Below are 22,562 nucleotides of genomic sequence, written 5' to 3' on the forward strand. Positions count from 1 at the left end.
CTAGATAAATGATTATTGATTTTGTAACAGCTATTTACCGTAATTATATTTCTATAACACTAAATTACATTAAGCGAAATGTATATTACCTATATGTACAATATTCCTAGCAACTACTCTGCCATTAAATCGCGATTACTTTTTGCTGAAGAACTTATGATTTTTACACCTTATCGTTGTGGAGGTCTATCTATGCGAAAAACAACTTCCTGGGACAGCATCGTGCAACTGCTGCGCTTTCGTGCGTCAACTGAGCCTTTGCGGATCGCCTACACGTACCTGCTGGAAGATGGCACCGAACTTTCACTTACTTATGCGGAGTTAGATCGCAAGGCGCGCGCCACCGCTGTGACCTTGCGCGAACAGCACGCCGCTGGCGAGCGTGCCTTGCTCTTGTATCCGCCAGGCATCGAGTACATCATCTCCTTTTTTGGCTGTCTCTACGCAGGTCTGATCGCAGTGCCAGCCTATCCACCGCGTGCCAATGGACATTTGGGACGCTTGCAGGCGATCGTCTCCGATGCGGAGGCGACGCTCGCGCTGACCACCGCACCGATCTTCGAGAGCGTGCAAAATCGCTTTGCCGATTCGGATGGTTTGCAAGCTCTGACCTGGCTCGTGCCAGATACCGATTCGACCGACAGCGCAGAACGGTGGGAGATGCCCGATCTGAGCCGCGATTCACTCGCTTTCTTGCAGTACACTTCGGGCTCGACCTCGCTGCCAAAAGGCGTCATCCTCACACACGGCAACCTGCTGCACAATCTTGAATTGATTCAAAACAGCTTCGGTACGCATGCCGATTCGAAATGTGTGATCTGGCTGCCACCCTACCATGACATGGGCTTGATCGGCGGGATTTTACAGCCTTTGTTCACCGGCTATCCGGTGACGTTGATGGCTCCTGTCCAGTTTATCCAGCGGCCGCTGCTCTGGCTGGAAACGATCTCGCGACTCGGTGCCACCGTCAGCGGAGGCCCGAACTTCGCCTACGATCTGTGCGTGGAAAAAATCACGCCCGAGCAACGAGATCAGCTTGATCTGAGCCACTGGGAGATCGCGTTCACCGGCGCGGAGCCGATTCGGCAAGAGACATTGGAACGATTTGCCGAATACTTTGGCCCTTGCGGATTTAAACGCGAATCATTCTACCCTTGCTACGGATTGGCAGAAGGCACACTTTTTGTGTCGGGCGGGCGGAAAGAGGAAGCTCCTGTCGTCCGGATGTTCGACCATCAAGCTCTGCAGGAAAACTGTGCGATCGAAGCTGAGCGAGCAGAGGATACGGTGATGCTCGTATCCTCCGGTCGTCTTGCTCATGTTCCCCAGCGTGTCATCATCGCAGATCCCGAGACGGCGCGAGAGGTAACAGCCGGTCAGGTCGGCGAGATCTGGGTGAAAGGACCGAGTGTCGCACAGGGGTATTGGAACCGTCCTGAGCAGACGAAGGAAACGTTCCACGCTCAGCTGACCGACTCGGGCGAAGGGCCATTTTTGCGCACAGGCGATCTCGGGTTTGTCCAAAGCGGAGAGCTGTATATCACAGGGCGAATGAAGGACCTGATCATCATCCGCGGGCGTAACTACTATCCGCAGGATCTTGAATTTTCGGCGCAGGAAAGCCATGTCGCCGTGAAAAACGGCAACGGTGCGGCGTTCTCCGTCGAGGTGGACGGGGAAGAACGGCTGATCATCGTGCAGGAGATCGAGCGCAAACACCGCAAATCCGACCTGGGGGAAGTGGTGACAGCCATTCGGCAACAGATCGCCGAGGATCATCAGCTGCAGGCGTACGGCGTGGTGTTGATCAAGCCGGTCAGCATTCCGAAAACATCATCGGGAAAAGTCCAGCGCCATGCTTGCAAAAACGCTTTCTTGCACGACGAGCTTGAGGTGCTCTACGCTGAACTGCTCGGCGAATCATCCGAAGCGGCAGCGCAGGTTGCCAGCACCACTGAAGAGCTGGTCGCAATCGATCGGCAAGCGCTGCTCAGCATGTCAGCAGAAGAGCGGCAATCCGTGCTGACCTCTTACTTGCATCAACGGGCGGCACGGGTGCTTGCGATCTCCAAAGAGCAGTTGCACTTGGAGCGATCGTTGACAGGGATGGGACTGGATTCGATCATGGCGGTCGAGTTGCAATATCTGCTGGAAGAGCAGTTGGCGGTCGAGCTGCCACTTCGCGAGCTTTTGTCAGGTACGAGCGTGACAGAATTGGCAAAAGCGGTCTGTCAGCAGTTCGATGCGAGCGGTCCCCAGTTGCCAGAGGAGAGCACTGCGATGTCGGTCGATCAGTTTCCCCTGTCACAGGGGCAGCGCGCCTTGTGGTTTTTGCAGCGTTTGGCGCCCGATTCGACGGCGTACAACATTTCACGCGCGGTGAAGATCACCTCGCCACTCCAGGCAGCGGCGCTGGAAAGCGCTTTTTCCGCTTTGGTCGCCCGTCATGACCTGCTGCGCTCGCGCTTTGTGGAAGTCGAGGGTGAGCCGTTGCAGAAGGTGGAGGCGATCGGCCCGCGCTTGCGCTTGACCGAGGCGGCAGAACTCTCAGCGGACGAGCTGATCGAACAGGTGAGCTCCGCGGCAAACGCTCCGTTCGATCTGACAGCAGAGCCGCCGCTGCGTGCACATCTGTTTCTCGTGCGGGAGGGGGAGCACCTGCTCCTGTTAGCTCTGCACCATATCGTCTCCGATTTTTGGTCGCTCGGCGTGCTCCTCGCCGAATTGCAGGAGTTATATGAAGCGACTCTGCGCGGAACTCAAGCGATGCTCCCGTCGATCAACCGCTCCTTTGCTGATGCGGTGCGCGACGAAGAGCGACGGCTGTCCGGGCCGCGCCGCCAAGAGTTGGAATCTTATTGGAACGGTCAGCTCGACGGCGAGATTCCCGTTTTGAATCTGCCGCTCGACCATCCGCGTCCCCCTGTGCAGACATACAGCGGGGCAGCTCAGGTGTTCCACCTTTCAGATCGGCTGTCCGACCGCTTAAAGCGGTTGGCGAACGAGCAGGACGTGACGCTGTACACGCTCTTGCTCGCAGCGTATCAAGTTCTGCTACACCGCCACACAGGTCAAGAAGAAGTGCTGGTCGGCTCGCCGTCGACCGGGCGTTTTTCGTCCCGCGATGCGGGCGTGATCGGCTATTTTGTCAACCCAGTGTTGCAAAAAGCGGAGTTTCGCGATGGATTGACGTTTGCCGCGCTGCTGCAACAGGTGCGGGAGACGGTGCTGCGCGGGTTGGAGCACGGCGACTATCCATTTCCTTTGCTGGTCGAGCTGTTGCAACCGGAGCGGGATCTCAGCTACCCGCCGCTGTTCCAAACTCTCTTCACCTTCCAACAATCGCATTTGAACGGCATGAACAGCCTAGGTGGGATCGCCCTTGGCCTGGAGGGCGCAGAGCTTCATTCGGAAGCGCTGACCTTGCGCTGCGTGCCGCTGCCCCAGCAAGATGTGCAATTCGATCTGGTGCTGACGATGGCCGAAACGGGAAGTGGGCTGAGCGGGAAGTGGGAGTACAATCGCGATCTGTTTGACGCGATCACGATCGATCACTTGGCGGAGCGCTTTGCCGTGCTGCTCGAAGGGCTCGCCGACCTGGTCGATCGGCCGATCGCAACTCTTCCGCTGCTCTCCGATCGTGAGCGGGCGATTCTGCTCGTGCAACAAAATGGCAGAGAAGTCTCCCTGTCTCAGCCGCTGTGCATCCATCAGCTGTTTGCTGAACAGGCTGCTAAAACACCTGCTGCGGTCGCGATCGTGGACGGAGCGGTGCGGCTGACCTATGCCGAGCTGGACGAGCAGGCCAATCGGATCGCCCATCATTTGCGTCGGCGCGGAGTCGGAACAGAGTCGCTGGTCGGCATCTTCCTGGAGCGGTCTGCGCTGATGATTTCGAGCCTGCTCGGGGTGCTGAAAGCGGGCGCCGCCTATGTGCCGCTCGACCCCACCTATCCGGTGGAGCGCGTGGCGTTCACGATGGAAGACGCCAAGTTGACCGCCCTGCTCACCGAATCGAAGCTGATCGACTCGCTGCCTGAACACGATTCGATCGCGATCTGTCTGGACGCGGAGGCAGCAGAGATCAACAGGGAACTCACGACAGCTCCACCTTGCGCGACGACCGCACATCACCTCAGCTACGTGATCTACACCTCCGGTTCCACCGGCCGCCCAAAAGGCGTGGCGATCGAACACCGCTCGGCAGCGGCGCTGATTCACTGGGCAAGCGAGGAATACGCGCCGGAAGAGCTGGCAGGGGTTTTGTTCTCCACCTCGATCTGCTTTGACTTATCGGTGTTTGAGCTGTTTGTGACGCTTGCATGCGGTGGCAAGGTGATCGTGGCCGACAATGCGCTGGCTCTGCCGACCCTACCGGCAAAAGAGGAAATCACGCTGATCAACACCGTCCCGTCCGCGATGTCAGAACTGCTCCGCATGCGAGCGCTCCCGCCTTCGGTGCGCACCGTCAACTTGGCGGGTGAAGCGTTGCCGCTCCTGCTGGTGCAGAACTTGTATCAGACGGGGACGATCGAAAAGGTCTACAACTTGTACGGCCCTTCGGAGGACACGACCTATTCGACGTTTGCCAAGCTCGACCGTCAGCTGACCGAAGCGCCGACCATCGGACGGCCGTTGCCGAATACGAGCGCTTACCTGCTCGACAAACAGCTGCAACCGGTTCCAATCGGAGTGCCAGGCGAGCTCTATCTCGCGGGAGCCGGGCTTGCACGCGAGTATTTAGGCCGACCGGAGCTGACCGGAGAGAAATTTGTGGTGAATCCCTTTTCTGACCAGCCGGGTGCGCGCATGTACGCGACTGGCGACTTGGTGCGCTGGTTGTGGGATGGGAGATTGGAATATATGGGTCGCCTCGACCATCAGGTCAAGCTGCGCGGCTTCCGGATTGAACTGGGCGAGATCGAGAACAGCCTGACTGAGCATCCTGCCGTGCAAGCGGCACTGGTCATGCTGCGCGAAGATGTGCCGGGTGACAAGCGAATCGTCGCGTACGCGGCTGGAGACCTCAACGCCCTCGACGAAGAGGAACTTCGTCGCTCGCTGAAGCGAAAGCTGCCCGAGTATATGCTGCCATCCGCGTTTGTTCTGCTCGATGCTTTGCCGCTCACACCGAACGGCAAAGTGGATCGCAAACGGTTGCCTGCACCTGCGCTTGCGACCGCAAAAGGGGAGTTTGTGGCCCCGCGAACGCCGCTCGAAGAGCAGGTGACCACGATCTGGGCTGACGTGTTGAAGGTCGAGCAGGTCGGTGTTCACGACAACTTCTTTGCGCTCGGCGGACACTCGCTCTTGGCGACAAGAGTTGTGACGCGGATCGGGGAAGCGTGCGGCGTGCAACTACAGCTGCAGGTGTTGTTCGAAGCGCCGACCCCCGCTGAACTGACGGAGCGAATTGTCGAAGCGAGGGGAGCTGGCGAGGACGCCGGTTCCGTATCGATTCGCCATGTGCAGCGCACAGAAACGCTGCCGTTGTCGTTTGCCCAACAGCGACTGTGGGTCGTGGAGCAGCTGTTGACAGAAAAAGCGGTGTACAACATGCCCTATGCGGTGCGCCTCACAGGGGAACTGAACCGCCAAGCGCTTGAACAGGCATTCACATGGATCGTGGAACGACATGAGACGCTGCGCACTTCGTTTGCTGTGGTCGATGGACAGCCGGCGCAGGTGATCGCCGCGGCAAAGGCGGTCGAGGTGCCGCTGCTCGACCTCAGCGATGTAGGGGAGAGCGAACGACAGGAAGAAGCGGCACGCCTGATCCGTGCGGAGGCAATCAGTGCGTTTGTGCTGTCCATTGGCCCGCTGATTCGGTTTACCTTGCTGAAACTTCGACCGGACGAGCATGTGCTGCTGGTCAATCTGCACCACATCATCGCGGACGGCTGGTCGCTCGAAATTTTGACTGCCGAGTTTGCGCAGGCCTACGAGCGGGCATGCTCAGGTCTGGCCTCGCCGCTCTCCGCATTGCCCGTGCAATATGCTGACTTTGCCATCTGGCAGCGCGATTGGCTGCGAGGGGAGCGGTTGAGCGGGCAACTCGACTACTGGAAAAAACAGCTGGGTGGCGAACTGCCCGTCCTGCAATTGCCGACCGACCACCCGCGTCCGGCGGTGCAAACCTATCGCGGCGATACGCTGCGCTTCGATCTGAGACCGGAGTTGAAAGAGCGCCTGTTGTCTGTCGCACATGCGCATGGCGCGACCTTATTCATGACGCTGCTCGCGGCGTTCCAAGCTCTTTTGGCGAGGTACAGCGGTCAGGAGGACATCTGTGTCGGCACCCCGATCGCCGGGCGCGGACACAGTGAGACGGAGCGGATGATCGGCTTTTTTGTCAACACGTTGGTCATGCGCACCGACCTGTCTGGGGCGCCGAGTTTCTCCACCTTGCTCTCCCGCGTGAAAAAAACAGCTTTGGAAGCGTATCAGCATCAGGATCTGCCGTTTGAAAGGCTGGTCGAAGAGCTGGTCGGCGAGCGGGATGAAAGCCGCACACCGCTGTTCCAAGTGTTATTCGACCTACAGAAAAATCCGCTTGCTAAGTTGGAAATGACCGGACTGCTGCTCGAACCGATCCCCGTTGAGACGGGCACTGCCAAATTTGACCTGATGCTGTCGATGATCGAGGAGGAGGATCGGTTGCGCGGAGCGTTCGAGTACAATGCCGATCTGTTTGAACGCCCGACGATCGAGCGGATGGTCGGCCATCTGGAAACGCTACTGGTCGCGCTCTGCGCGGGACAGGAGACAGACGTTCACACGTTGCCGCTGTTGACCGAGGATGAGCTTGATCTGCTGAGCAATTGGAATGAGACGAAAACCGATTACCCGCAAGAGCAGACGATCGAAAAACTGTTTGCTGAGCAGGCTCGGCAGACGCCTGAGCGCATCGCCTTGGAAGAGGCGGGAACGACTTACACCTACCGCGAGTTGAACGAGCGAGCTAACGCACTCGCCCATTATTTGCAAAAGCGTGGTGTGAGGAGCGAGGAAATGGTCGGCCTGTGCATGGATCGTTCCGCAGCGCTTGTTATCTCCCTGCTGGCGATCTTAAAAGCGGGTGCAGCATATGTGCCGTTTGATGCTGCCTATCCGCAGGAGCGCCTCGCACAGCTGTTTGCAGACGCGCAAGTTCAGGTGTTGCTGACCCAGGCTGATCTTTTGCCGATCTTGCCGGCAGGAGACCGAACCACGATCTGTGTGGATGCTGTACAGGAGGAGATCTTGCGGGAGCCCACCTTCGATCTGGAAGTTGGGACACGACCGGATCAGGTAGCCTACGTGAACTACACGTCCGGCTCGACGGGCAAGCCGAAGGGGGTCTTGGTGCCGCATCGAGCGGTCGTGCGGCTTGTTTGCGGTACAGATTATGTGTCGTTCGGGCCGGAGGAAGTGTTCTTGCAATTTGCTTCGATCTCGTTCGATGCGGCGACGTTCGAAATCTGGGGGGCGCTGTTGCATGGTGCGAAGCTGGTCATTTTCCCCGCGCATCTGCCGTCGTTAGAAGAGCTCGGCCAGCTGGTGCGGGAACGCGGGGTCACAACCTTGTGGTTAACAGCCGGACTGTTCCACCAGATGGTCGATGAGCGACTGCAGGATCTGATCGGCGTGCGCCATCTGCTCGCCGGAGGCGACGCTCTGCAGCCAGAACATGTGCGCAAGGCGATCCTCGGTCTTTCAAACACGCTTTTGATCAACGGGTATGGGCCGACCGAATCCACAACGTTTGCCACCACGCATGCGATGACAGACGCTTCTTTGATCGGACATCACGTGCCGATCGGGCGGCCGATTGCCAACACCACCGTCTATGTGCTGGATGCCAACAGACAGCAATTGCCGATCGGCGTGCCGGGCGAACTGTACATCGGGGGCGACGGCCTTGCACACGGGTACTTGGGCCAACCGGAGCTTACGGCAGATCGCTTTGTTCCACATCCTTTTGCAAATCGAGCAGAGGATCGCCTGTATCGGACTGGCGACTTGGTTCGCCGACTGCCGGATGGAACGCTTGAGTTCCTCGGTCGCCTCGACAACCAAGTCAAGCTGCGTGGCTTCCGCATTGAACTCGGCGAGATCGAAGCGGTTCTCGGCGCCCATCCTGCCATTCAGGAAGCGATCGTCATCGCCCGTGAAGATCTGCCCGGCGATAAGCGCTTGGTCGCGTATGTCGTGCCGGTCGACAAGGTCGAATTTGATCAAACTCCTGTGGTTCAGCACGCGAAGGCGCTCCTGCCAGGCTATATGGTGCCGGCAGCGTTTGTCACGCTCGACGCTCTGCCGCTCACCTCAAACGGCAAAGTGAACCGCCGCCTGCTGCCAATGCCTGTCTACAGCAAGGTCGAGGAGCATGTAGCACCGCGAAACGAACAAGAATCGCGCATCGCTGCTATTTTTTCCGAAGTGTTGGGACTGGAGACGATCAGCGTAGTTGACAATTTCTTCGAGCTGGGCGGACATTCGCTGCTGGCGACCCAGGTGATCGCCCGCCTCAACGCGGCGTTTCACATCTCCTTGCCCCTGCGAAGTCTGTTTGAAGCCGGCACGGTGGAAGGGATTGCCGCGAAGATCGCTTGCGAACAGCAAACGATGCAACCGCCTGCGATCGCCAAAGCGGAGCGCACCGAACCGCTGCGCCTGTCCTTTTCCCAACAGCGCCTGTGGTTGCTCGAACAGCTTTTGTCCGGCTCAGCCGTGTACAACATTCCGCATGCGCTTCGCTTTGATGGCGCACTGGATGTGACAGCGCTGGAAAGAGCGCTGCAGGAGGTTCTCTCCCGCCATGAAGCGTTGCGCACCACGTTTGTCAAAGTGGACGATCTGCCTGTGCAGGTCATCGCCCCCGCCCAAACTGTCCGCTTGGCACGGACGACCGCGGCGAGCGAAGCGGAGTTGCTCGAACTGCTGGAAGCGGAAGCGGTGCGTCCGTTCGATCTGAGCACCGCACCGTTGGTACGCTTCCTCCTGGTATCGCTAGGGAGCTCGGAGCAGGTGTTGATGGTGAACATGCATCACATCATCGCGGACGGATGGTCGATCGGCGTGTTCATTCGTGAGTTTGCCGCACTGTATGAAATGTTCGTGCGCGAAGAGCAGTCCGACTTGCCACCGCTTGCGGTGCAATATGCAGACTTTGCTGCTTGGCAGCAGGACTGGCTGACCGATGAAGTGCTCGAACCTCATTTGGCGTATTGGCGAGAGCAGCTCGGCGGCGAATTGCCACTGCTGCAGCTGCCGAGCGACCGTCCGCGCCCGGCGATGCAAACCTATGCGGGCGCAGAGTTGCGGGTGGCGCTGCCGGAAGCTCTGCGAACAGAGCTGCACCGCCTCGCTCGCGATCAGGGCACCACTCTGTTTATGACCCTGTTGGCCGCCTATCAGGTACTTTTGTTCCGCTACAGCGGGCAGGAGGACATTTTGATCGGCACCCCGATCGCTGGGCGTACACAGGAAGCGCTGGAGGGGCTGATCGGCTTTTTTGTCAACACGCTGGTGATGCGTGCCGATCTTTCCGCTGAGCCGAACTTTGCCGAACTGCTCGAACGGGTGAAAGAGACTGCGCTCCGCGCCTACGCGCACCAGGATCTGCCTTTCGAAAGGCTGGTCGAGGAACTGGCACCGGAGCGCGACCTGAGCCGCTCGCCGCTGTTCCAGACTCTGTTCATTCTGCAAAATGCACCTTCGTCAGCGCTCGATCTGCCGGGCGTAAAGGTCACGCCGCTTCCGTTGCACAGCAAGACGGCCAAATTCGACCTGACGCTGACGATCACCGAGGATGTCGAAGGGCTGAGCGGAGCGTGGGAGTACAACTCACAGCTGTTTGACCGTGCGACCATCGAGCGCATGGCCGGACATTTTACAGCATTGCTGTCCGCCGTGGTGCAAAATCCAACACAACCTGTGTCCGCAGTTCCGCTCGTGAGCGAAGCAGAGCGGGAACACCTGCTCAGGTCGTTGAACGACACAGCTGTTGCCTTTCCGCAGGAGCATTGCATGCACCACCTGTTCGAATCGCAAGTGGAACGATCGCCCGCTGCTGTCGCGCTGGTGGTGGGGGAGACGCGCCTGACCTATCGCGAGCTGAACGAGCGCGCGAATGCAGTCGCGCATCGCTTGCATGCGCTGGGTGTTGGCAAAGAGTCGCGAGTCGGCATCTACATGGAGCGCTCGGCCGAGATGGTCGTCGCCATGCTCGGCGTGTTAAAAGCGGGCGGTGCCTATGTGCCGCTCGACCCTGCCTATCCGCAGGAGCGCGTTTTGTACACGATGGAAGATGCCAGCCTGACGGTGCTTCTGACCGAATCGCACCTGCTCGACTCGCTGCCTGCGCACAAAGCGACCGCGTTGTGCCTCCCGCTGCACGAGACAGGGGAGATGAGCAACCTGCAGACGGCTGTCACCGCTGACAACCTCGCCTATGTGATCTACACGTCCGGCTCGACCGGGCGGCCAAAAGGTGTCGCCATCGAGCATCACAGCGCGGCGACCCTGATCCATTGGGCGAAGCGAGAATACAGCTCAGATGATCTGGCGGGCGTCCTGTTCTCGACCTCGATCTGTTTCGACCTGTCTGTGTTCGAGCTGTTCGTCACGCTCGCCTCAGGTGGGAAGGTCATTCTGGCGGAGAACGCGCTGGCGCTGCCACAGCTGGCAGCGCGAGGCGAAGTGACTCTGATCAACACAGTCCCCTCGGCGATCGCCGAGCTGTTGCGTCTGAGCGCGATCCCCGCCACTGTGCGCACCGTCAACTTGGCGGGGGAGGCGCTGCCGCTCGATCTGGTGCACAAGCTCTATGCGCTGGGCAACGTGGCGAAAGTCTACAACCTGTACGGACCGTCTGAAGACACGACCTACTCGACCTGCGCCCTGATCGACCGGACAGCGAACGCTGTGACGATCGGCAAACCGATTGCCAACACGCAGGTATACCTGCTCGATGCGCACTTGCAGCCGGTGCCGATCGGCGTGCCGGGCGAACTGTACGTGGCGGGAGGCGGCTTGGCGCGCGGATACTTTGGCCGTGACGACCTGACGCGCGAAAAGTTTGTGCCCAACCCGTTCGCAGCAGATCCGCAGTCGCGGATGTATGCCACCGGCGATCTGGCCCGCTGGCTGCCAAACGGAGAGCTGGAATACATGGGCCGGCTCGACCACCAAGTGAAAGTCCGCGGGTTCCGCATCGAGCTCGGGGAGATCGAAGCGGTGCTGCGTAAGCATCCGGCCGTTCAGAACACGGTCGTCCTCGTGCGCGAGGACATGCCGGGCGACAAGCGAATCACCGCCTATGTGGCGAGCGAGCAAGAGCTGACCGGGCAGGAACTCCGGCAGTTGGTCAAAGCGCACGTGCCCGAGTACATGGTTCCCGCCGCTTTTGTCGTGCTGGAGGCACTGCCGCTCACGCCGAACGGCAAGGTGGATCGCAAAGCGCTGCCGCAACCTGAATTCACCGCATCGGAGCGAGAATATGTGGCACCGCGCACCGAACTGGAGCGCACGATCACCGCGGTCTTCGCAGATGTGCTTCACATCCAGCAAGTCGGGGTGCTCGATGATTTCTTCGCTCTCGGCGGCCACTCGCTGCTGGCGACGCAAGCGATCACGCGAATCGATGCGCAAACGGGGCTGACGCTGCCTCTGCGCCTGCTCTTCGAAGCGCCGACCGCAGCCAGCCTCGCCGAACAGATTCAGCAGATGCTCGCCTCGGCGGCGCCATCGGAGTTCATCCCGATTCGGCAAGTCGATCGCCCTGCGTCGCTGCCCTTGTCGTTTGCACAACAGCGACTCTGGGTGCTCGACAAACTGCTGACGAACCAAGCGGTCTACAACATGCCGCTTCTGGTGCAGCTGAGCGGCAACCTCAATCTGGAAGCGGTGGAAAGCAGCCTGCGCGCGATCGTAGCCCGTCATGAGACGCTGCGAACGACGTTTTCTGAAGCGCGAGACGTTCCGGTGCAACAGATCGCAGCGACGAATTCGTTTGCGGTGACCATCACCGACCTGCGCGACCTTGCGGAGGAAACGCGCGATCTCGCTTGGCGTCGGCTGATCACCGAGGAGGCATCCCGCCCGTTTGACTTGAGCGAAGGGCCGCTGATTCGGGCGAACTTGATGCGGTTGTCGCACACAGAATCGCTGTTGCTCGTCAACCTGCACCACATCATCTCCGACGGTTGGTCGCTCGGCGTGTTGACGCGCGAGTTCTCCACGCTTTACGAAGCGCATGTGCTGGGCAGAGCGGCCGATTTGCCAGCGCTTGCCATCCAGTATGCCGATTATGCTGTCTGGCAACAGCAATGGCTGACCGGAGCGGCGATGGAGGAGCAGCTGTCCTACTGGAAACAACAGCTTGGCGGTGAACTGCCCGCCTTGCAATTGTTGACCGACCGGCCGCGTCCAGCGGTGCGATCGTATCGTGGCAGGACGGAGACTTTCACGCTGCCCGCAGAGTTGACCGAACGGCTTCACGCTTTGAGCCGCCGTGAAGGGGCGACCTTGTTCATGACGCTGCTCGCCACGTTCAACACGCTGCTCTACCGCTACACCGGACAGGAAGATCTGCTCGTCGGGACACCGATCGCCGGGCGGACGCGTCAAGAGTTGGAAGGGCTGATCGGCTTCTTTGTCAACACGTTGGTCTTGCGCATCGACCTATCAGAAGCGCCCGCTTTCCGCGACCTTCTGCAGCAGGTCAAACAGAGGAGCTTAGAAGCGTTCGCCCATCAGGATGTCCCGTTTGAGCGGTTGGTCGAAGCGTTGCAGCCGGAGCGCGACCTGAGCCGAACCCCGTTGTTCCAAGCGATGTTCGGGCTGCAGAACATGCCCGTGCAAGCGGTAACCCTGCCTGATGTGCAGCTGCTTCAGTTGGAGCTTGACACGGCGACTGCCAAGTTTGACCTCAACCTGTTGATGTTCGAAAGTGAGACAGGCCTGACTGGTGCGCTCGAATACAGCACCGATCTGTTTGAGGCGAGCACGATCATCCGGATGATTCAACATTTCACAACGCTGCTGGCAAGCATCACCGATCAACCGCAGTTGAAGATCACCGAACTGCCGATGCTGCTCGAACGCGAGCGAAACGAACTGCTCACAGCGCTTGGCGCAGGGGATCGAGCAGAGCTGTCACACAAAGCGGTGCATCAGATGGTGGCTGAGCAAGCACAGCGCACGCCAGATGCGATCGCGCTGCTGTTCGGCGAACAGGAGCTGTCCTACCGCGAGATGAATCTGCGCGCGAATCGGTTGGCGCATTTCCTGCGCGCGCAGGGAGTTGGGCCGAATGTGCTCGTCGGTCTCTCGATGGAGCGATCGCCTGAGCTGATCGTCGCGCTGCTAGGCATCTTGAAGGCTGGTGGCGCCTATGTTCCGCTCGACCCTTCCTATCCTGATGAGCGGCTTGCTCAGATCATCGAGGAAGCGCAGCTGTCGATCCTGCTCACCCAAGCGGGGCTCTGGTCGGCAAAACGACCGTCTGGTGTCACGGTGATCGAGCTTGAGAATGCGGCAGATCTGAAGAGCGCCGTGAGCGCGGAAGAGCCGAGCGCAGTTTCCACGCCGGATGACCTGCTCTATGTGCTGTACACCTCCGGGTCGACCGGGCGCCCCAAAGGCGTGGCGATGCCACACCGTGCCGGGGTCAACCTGTTGGCTTGGCAGATGCGCGAAGGAAAGCGGGCGGACGCGCGCACGTTGCAGTTTACCTCGCTGAACTTTGACGTGTCCTTTCAAGAGATCTTCACTACGCTTGCGGCAGGCGGCACGCTCGTGCTGATCGGCGAACAGGTGCGTCAAGACTTGGCCTTGCTGCCAGATGTGCTGGAAACGTACCGCATCGAGCGCCTGTTCTTGCCGTTTATCGCGCTTCAGCATTTTGCTGAGGTCGCGAAAGAGCAGCGCTATCCGGCGGCGCTGTCCGAAGTGATCACCGCAGGGGAGCAACTGCAAATTACGCCTGCGATCCGCCAGCTGTTTGAACGCTTGCCGGACGCTCTGCTCGACAACCAATACGGCCCGACCGAAAGCCATGTTGTCAGCAGTTACAAGCTGCAGGGCGATCCGAGCGATTGGCCCCTGCTGCCACCGATCGGCCGCCCGATCACCAACAGTGAGCTCTATCTGCTCGATGCGCAGATGCAGTCGGTGCCGGTCGGCGTGCGGGGGGAACTGTACATCGGCGGAGACGTGCTGGCACGCGGGTATCTCCATCGAGATGAGTTGACGGCAGAACGATTTGTCGCCCATCCGCTGAAAGCGGGAGCGCGGCTGTATCGCACGGGAGATGTCGCACGCTTCCTTGCGAATGGGCAGGTCGAGTACCTCGGCCGCACCGATTTCCAAGTCAAAATTCGCGGCTACCGCATCGAGCTTGGCGAGGTGGAGGCGGTGCTCAATCAGCATCCGCAAATCGGTGAAGCAGCCTTGATCACACACGAGGCGGGAAGCGGCAACAAGCGTCTGATCGCCTACGTCGTACCAGCAGCGCAGAAAGCGGTCGATACATCCGATCTGCGCAGCTTCTTGAAAGCAAAGCTGCCCGAGTATATGGTGCCTTCCGCCTTCGTCACCTTGGAGCGGTTGCCGCTTACCCCGAGCGGCAAAGTGGATCGCCGCGCTCTGCCCCTGCCCGATCTGTCGACGCTCGAACGCGTGGCCTTTGTGGAGCCGCGCACCGAGTTTGAAATTCGGGTGGCTGCTCTGTGGTCGGAAGTGCTGTCGATCGATGCGATCAGCATCTATGACAATTTCTTCGAGCTAGGCGGGCATTCGCTGCTCGCCACCCAAGTGTTGTCCCGGATTCGTGCGCTCTGGAACTTGCAGGTGTCTTTGCATACGCTGTTCGAATCGCCGACCGTGGCCGATTTTGCTGCAAAATTGGAGCGGTTGCCACAGGAGATCGATCGCTCCACCAGCGAGATTCGATCGATCTCCCGCGACGGTCTGCTGCCGTTGTCCCACGCCCAGCAACGGCTGTGGCTGTTGGATCAACTGCTGCCCGACGCCACCGCCTATCACATGCCGTTCGCGCTGCGCCTGTGCGGGACTTTGGACACCGATGCTGTCGAACGAAGCCTCGCTGCGATTATCGCTCGCCACGAGGTGCTGCGAACCTGCTTCACCCGCCATGAGGGGCAGCCTGTGCAGACGATCTCCGATCCTGCTCCGTTTGAACTCGTGCCGATCGATCTGTCCGACCTGGCTCGTGAACCGAGGGAGACTCGCTTGGAGCAGCTGATGCAAAGCGATGCGCAGCGCCCGTTCGACCTGAGCCGAGGCCCGCTGCTTCGCCTCGCGCTGGTGCGGATGGACGAGTCGGAGCATGTGCTGCTCGTCACGATGCACCATATCATCGCAGACGGTTGGTCGCTCGGCCTGTTTACGAAAGAGTTTGCCGCACTGTACGCAGAGCGGGTGCTCAACCGCCCAGCCAAGCTTCCTCTGCTGCATCTGCAGTATGCAGACTTTGCGGACTGGCAAAATCGCATGTTGCAAGGGGACGCGCTCGCTCACCTGCTGTCCTACTGGCAGCAGAAGCTAGGCGGGGAACTCCCAGTGCTCCAATTGCCGACCGATCGACCGCGCCCTGCTGTGCAGACATCGCGCGGCTCCACCGAAGCGTTTGTGCTTTCGTCAGAGTTGAGCAGGAAACTGCAGCAGCTGAGCAATCGCCACGGCGCCACCTTGTTCATGACCCTGCTCGCCGCCTTCCAAACGCTGCTCTATCGGTATAGCGGACAGGAGGACATCTTGGTCGGCACTCCGGTCGCAGGTCGCACGCGGCGCGAGACGGAAGACCTGATCGGCTGTTTTATCAACACGGTGGTCGTGCGCGGCGATCTTTCGGGAGCTCCGCGCTTCAGCGAATTGCTCCATCAGGTGAAAGCTACCGTGCTGGAAGCGTTCGCCCATCAGGACGCTCCGTTTGAAAAGTTGGTCGAAGTGTTGCAACCAGAGCGCGACCTGAGCCGTTCACCGCTGTTTCAGACCTTGTTCATTTTGCAAAATGCGCCGATGCAGCCGCTCGAACTGCCTGGCTTGTCTGTGCACCCGATCGAACTGTCGAACGGCAGATCGAAGTTCGATCTGACCGTGACTTTCACCGAGGAGCAGACGAGGCTGCACGGAGTATTCGAGTACAGCACCGACCTGTTCGATGCGGCGACGATTCGCCGCATGGCTCAACATTTCACCACGCTCTTGACCGCGCTGGCAGACGATCCGACGATGTCGATCGTCAAACTGCCGCTGTTAGATGCGCAGGAGAGGGAACAGCTGCTGACGATCCACAACAACGAGTGGGTAGATGATCTGCAAAGTCAACCGATCCATCAGCTGTTCGAATCGCAAGTGGAAATATCGCCAGCTGCCACCGCGTTGGTGGTGGGGGAGACGCGCTTGACCTATCGCGAGCTGAACGAGCGCGCGAACGCCGTGGCGCATCGCTTGCATGCGCTGGGTGTTGGCACAGAGTCGCGAGTCGGCATCTACATGGAGCGCTCGGCCGAGATGGTCGTCGCCATGCTCGGCGTGTTAAAAGCGGGCGGTGCCTATGTGCCGCTCGACCCTGCCTATCCGCAGGAGCGCGTTTTGTACACGATGGAAGATGCCAGCCTGACGGTGCTTCTGACCGAATCGCACCTGCTTGACTCGCTGCCTGCGCACCAGACGACCACTTTGTGCCTCCCGCTGGGCGAGACAGGAGAGACGAGCAATCTGCAGACGGCTGTCACCGTTCACAACCTCGCCTATGTGATCTACACGTCCGGCTCGACCGGGCGACCAAAAGGTGTCGCCATCGAACATCACAGCGCGGCGACCTTGATCCACTGGGCGAAGCGAGCATACAGCCCAGACGATCTGGCGGGCGTTCTGTTCTCGACCTCGATCTGTTTCGACCTGTCTGTGTTCGAGCTGTTCGTCACGCTCGCCTCAGGCGGAAAGGTGATTCTGGCGGAGAACGCGCTGGCGTTGCCGCAGCTGGTAGCGCGAGGCGAAGTGACCCTGATCAACACCGTCCCCTCGGCGATCGCCGAGCTGTTGCGCCTGAATGCGATCCCCGCTTCTGTAAGCACGGTCAACTTGGCAGGGGAGGCGCTGCCGCTCGATCTGGTGCACAAGCTCTATGGGTTGGGCAGCGTGGGGAAAGTTTACAACCTGTACGGGCCGTCTGAAGACACGACCTACTCGACCTGCGCCCTGATCGATCCGACAGCGACCGCTGTGACGATCGGCAAACCGATTGCCAACACGCAGGTATACCTGCTCGATGCGCACTTGCAGCCGGTGCCGATCGGCGTGCCGGGCGAACTGTTCGTGGCGGGAGGCGGCTTGGCGCGCGGATACTTTGGCCGTGACGACCTGACGCGCGAAAAGTTTGTGCCCAACCCGTTCGCAGCAGACCTGCAGTCGCGGATGTACGCCACCGGCGATCTGGCCCGCTGGCTGCCAAACGGAGAGCTGGAATACATGGGCCGGCTCGACCACCAAGTGAAAGTCCGCGGGTTCCGCATCGAGCTCGGGGAGATCGAAGCGGTTCTGCGTACGCATCCGGCCGTTCAAAACACGGTCGTCCTCGTGCGCGAGGACGCGCCGGGCGACAAGCGAATCACCGCCTATGTGGCGAGCGAGCAAGAGCTGACCGGGCAGGAACTCCGGCAGTTGGTCAAAGCGCACGTGCCTGAGTACATGGTTCCCGCCGCTTTTGTCGTGCTGGAGGCACTTCCGCTCACGCCGAACGGCAAGGTGGATCGCAAAGCGCTGCCGCTTCCTGAATTCGCCGCATCGGAGCGAGAATATGTGGCACCGCGCACCGAGACGGAACGCGCGATCGCCGCGATCTTTGCTGAAGTGCTCCGCGTCGACAGCATCTCCGCCACCGATGATTTCTTCGATCTTGGCGGTCACTCGCTGCTGGCAACACAGGTGATCGCGCGGATTCATTCAGCATTTGCGGTCGATCTGCCGCTGCGCGCGCTGTTTGAAGCATCGACTGTCACGAGGTTGGCTGTCGAGGTGGAACGGGCGAGCGGCGCTCGAACAGCATTGCCGGCTCCACCGCTCGTCAAAGCGAACGTTGAGCGAAACAGAGCACCGCTTTCCTTTGCCCAAGAGCGGATGTGGTTCCTCGAACAACTTGAGCAGGAAAGCAGTGCCCAGAACATTCCGATCACGATTCGACTGAGTGGCGACCTGCGCGTTGCGGCCTTGCAAGACAGCTTTCAGCAGATCATCGCTCGACACGAAGCGCTGCGCACCAGATTCGCGCTCGATGGAGATCGCCCGGTGCAAATCGTCGCGGACAGTCTTGATTTGCAGATCCGGTTGATCGACTTGACCGCCTCTGACGATCTGGAAGCGGAAGTCGATCGCCTCACCAAAGCGGATGCGCAGCTGCCATTCAACCTCACCGCAGGTCCGCTGCTCCGGGTGACCCTGCTGAAAACGGCAGATCAGCAGCACCTGCTGTTGATCAACCTGCACCATATCATCGCCGACGGCTGGTCGATCGGCGTGCTCCTCCGCGAGTTGGCCGCCCACTACGAGGCGCAGCTGCACGGCGCTGCAGCGCGGTTGCCGGAGCTGCCGGTGCAGTTGGCCGACTATGCGATCTGGCAGCGCGAGTGGTTGCAAGGCGAACTGTTGGAGCAGGAGATGGCCTACTGGCGCGAGCAGCTCGGCGGCACCTTGCCTCAGCTTGAACTGCCGACCGATTTGCCGTCCGGGGTGCGAGCATCGAACAGAAGCGGCAAAGAGGAGCTCTCCTTGAGCACGAGCCTGACCGAGCGGTTACAAACGCTGAGCCACGAGACTGGCGCTACGCTGTTCATGACATTGCTCGCCGCGTTCAAACTGCTCTTGTCCCGCTGGGCTGATCAAGAGAACATCGTCATCGGCACACCGATCGCCGGGCGCACCCAGGTGGAGACAGAGCCGCTAGTCGGGCTGTTCTTGAACACTTTAGCGTTGCGCACAGACCTCTCCGGCGCTCCGACCTTCCGCGAACTGATCGCTCGCGTGCGCGATGTGGCCCTCGGAGCATACGCTCATCAGAACTTGCCGTTCGAAAAAGTGGTCGAAGAGCTCCAGCCGGAGCGCAGCCTGCACCGCAGCCCGATCTTTGACATCATGATCAACTTCCAAAACACGCCGCTCGATGTGATCGAGCTGCCTGGCCTGACCATCGAGCCGCTGGCAAGCGTTGACAACGATGCGAAGTTTTTGCTCAACCTCTACATCCGCGAAGAGGGTGGCAAGGTGAAGATGATGCTGGTCTATCGTGCGGACGCCTTCGCCAAAGGCCGTGTCCAGCACATGATGTATCAGTTCGACCACTTGCTTGAACAGGTCGTCTTCGATGCGGATCGGCCGATCGGCACTTACTCGCTGGTGACAAAAGAAGCGAAAGCGCTGCTGTCCGACCCGGCACAGCCGATCGACGAGCCTGTGCAACCGCCTGTGCAAGACCTCTTCACCGCCTGGGCATCTCAAGCTCCCGAACTGATCGCGGTCACGCAGGGCGAACAGGCATGGAGCTATCGAACGCTGTTGGAACGAAGCGATGCTATCGCGCTCAACCTTGTGGCCAAAGGGGTAGCAAAAGGGGAGACGGTCGCCGTCATCGGCTCGCGCAGCTTTGGATTTATCGCGGCGATGATCGGGGTCTTCCGCTCCGGCGGCATCCTGCTCGCTGTGGATGACCACCTGCCGGAGCAGCGCCAAGCGGTGATGATCGAACAGGCTGCCGTCCGCCACTTCCTGCGCGTCGGCACCGACCTCGACCCGCAGACCGGCAGGCTCCAGCAGCAGTTCTCTTCAGCGCAGAGCTCGGAGATCGCATTCCCAGAAGTGAGCGGGGACGATGCTGCCTACATTTTCTTCACCTCGGGTACGACTGGCGTTCCGAAAGGGGTGCTGGGCACACATAAAGGCCTCAGCCATTTCTTGAGCTGGCAACGCCAAGAGTTTTCGGTCGGCGCGGGGGATCGCGTGGCACAGTTGATCCACCTTTCTTTTGACGCTGTGCTCCGCGACGTGTTCTTGCCACTGACCTCGGGCGGCACGATCTGCCTGCCCGATTCGCTCGACGATCTGAGCGGAGACACCGTGCTGACATGGCTGGAACGAGAGCGCATCAACATCGTGCACACCGTTCCGTCGATCGCGCAATCGTGGGTGGCCAACGCTCCGCAAGGTGTTACGCTGCAAGCGCTTCGCTATCTGTTCCTCGCCGGGGAGCCGTTGACCGATGTGCTCGTTTCGCGATACAGAGCCGCTTTCCCGCGGATGGGCAACATCGTCAACCTGTACGGCCCGACGGAGACGACGATGATCCGCTGTTTCCACATCGTGCCGGACACGCCAAAAGCGGGTCTGCAGGTGGCAGGATTTCCGCTGCCCAACTCACAGGCGCTGATCTTCACACCGCAGGGCGACCTTTGCGGGATCGGGGAGCCGGGAGAAGTGGTGTTGCGCACGCCGTTCCGAACGCGCGGGTATCTCAATGCGCCAGATGAGCAAGCGAAGCGCTTTGTCAAAAATCCGCACACCGAACAGCCAGATGACCTGCTCTACTACACGGGTGACTCCGGTCGTCTGCATCCTGACGGTCAGTTGGAGATCATCGGCCGCGTCGACGATCAAGTCAAAGTGCGGGGCGTTCGCATCCAGCTCAACGAAGTCTCGGCCACGCTCTTGCATCATCAAGCGGTTGACCGCTGTGTCGTGCTGGACTGGAAGGATGAGCAGGGGCAAACCTATCTGGCCGCCTACGTGGTCGCCAAAGCGCAGCGGCAGGTCAGCGCACACGAATTGCAACAGCACCTCGGCGCGCGGCTGCCGCAAGCGATGGTGCCATCCGCCTTCATGTTGCTCGACACTCTGCCGCTGCTGCCAAACGGCAAGGTTAACCGCAAAGCGCTGCCCAAGCCGGAAACTGTCCCCAGCGGTGAATCCTATGCTGCGCCGCGCAATCGACAGGAAGAGCTGTTAGCTAGCATTTTCCAAGCGGTCTTGCAAACGGAGCGGGTGGGCATCTACGACAATTTCTTTGCGATCGGTGGACACTCGCTGTTGGCGATGCAGGTGTTGACCCGTCTGCGCGAGACGTTCCAGATCGACTTGCCGCTGCGCACGCTGTTCGAGGCGCCGACGATCGCAACATTGGTCGAGCGACTCGGTGCAGCCGCTTCGACTTTGCAGCCGTCGATTCTGCCAGTTCCGCGCACAGGCGACCTGCCGTTGTCCTTCTCGCAGCAACGCCTGTGGGTGATCGATCAACTGCTGCCAGGCAGCCCGGTTTACAACATGCCGTTTGCGTTCCGCCTGCAAGGGCGGTTGCACACAGCGGCGCTCGAATCTGCACTGCTTGAGATCATCGAGCGCCATGAGTCGCTGCGCACCACCTTTGCCGAAACGTCAGGACGTGCGGTGCAACAGATTCATGCTGTGCCGCAGACGACTTTGCCAGTATTGGAACTCACCTCCGAAGCGGAAGCGATGCGCTTGGTTCGCGAGGAGGCGGAGCTCGGTTTCGACCTATCCCGTGGTCCGCTGGTGCGCTTCCGGCTGCTCAAGCTGGATGCAGAAGATCACATGCTGTTGCTGACGATGCATCACATCGTCTCCGATGCTTGGTCGGTCGATCTGTTCGTCCAAGAGTTTGCAGCGCTGTACACCTCGTTCAGCCGAGAGGAACCTTCTCCGCTGACCGACCTGCCCGTGCAATATGCAGACTTTGCAGCTTGGCAGCACAGCTATCTGAAAGGCGAGGTGCTGGATACACAGCTGTCCTACTGGAAACAACAGTTGCACAACCTGCCCGTGTTGCAGTTGCCGACCGACCGCCCGCGCCCGAGCGTGCAGACGCACGCAGGCGACGTGCATCGCTTTGCTCTCGATCAAAAATTGACCGCGTCTTTGCAGGAACTGTCTGCCGATTGCGAAGCGACTTTGTACATGATCTTGCTCAGCGGGTTCCAATCGCTCTTGTCGCGCTTGAGCGGGCAGGAGGAGATCGTGGTCGGCACGCCGATCGCCGGGCGCACCCGCGCAGAGACGGAAGCGATGATCGGCTTCTTCGTCAACACGCTGGTCATGCGCGCCGACCTCTCGGAAGACCCGACCTTCCGCGAACTGATCGAGCAGGTGAAGGAGACCGCGTTGGCCGCATATGCGAACCAAGATCTCCCGTTCGAAAAATTGGTCGAAGAGCTGCAGCCAAAACGCGACTTGAGCCGCACTCCGCTGTTCCAGGCGATGTTCGTGTTGCAAAACACGCCGACGAGCACGATCAGCCTGCCTGGACTTACCATCCACGCGGTCGAACAGAACAGCACGGTCGCAAAATTTGATCTGACCTTGACGATGGATGTGCGGGACGACACCCTTTGCGGCTCGTTCTCCTACAACACCGACCTGTTTGATCGCGAGACGATCGTCCGTCTGGCCAGACAGTTTGGCAATCTGCTGGAAGCGGCTGTCCACACGCCAGATCGGGCGGTTTCCCGCCTTGCGCTGATGACGAGCGAAGAGCAACAACGCCTGCTGGC

Annotated in this window: 1 pseudogene; it reads left to right on the plus strand. The window is 59.9% G+C overall.

Going from position 1 to position 22,562, the window contains the following annotated elements:
• Positions 1–192 precede the first annotated feature (192 nt).
• Positions 193–22,548, plus strand: a pseudogene (locus tag ACFSOY_RS00830) (non-ribosomal peptide synthase/polyketide synthase); the annotation flags it as partial.
• Positions 22,549–22,562 lie beyond the last annotated feature (14 nt).

Origin of the sequence: Tumebacillus lipolyticus (genome assembly GCF_042682745.1) — a bacterium.
Lineage (GTDB): Bacteria > Bacillota > Bacilli > Tumebacillales > Tumebacillaceae > Tumebacillus_A > Tumebacillus_A lipolyticus.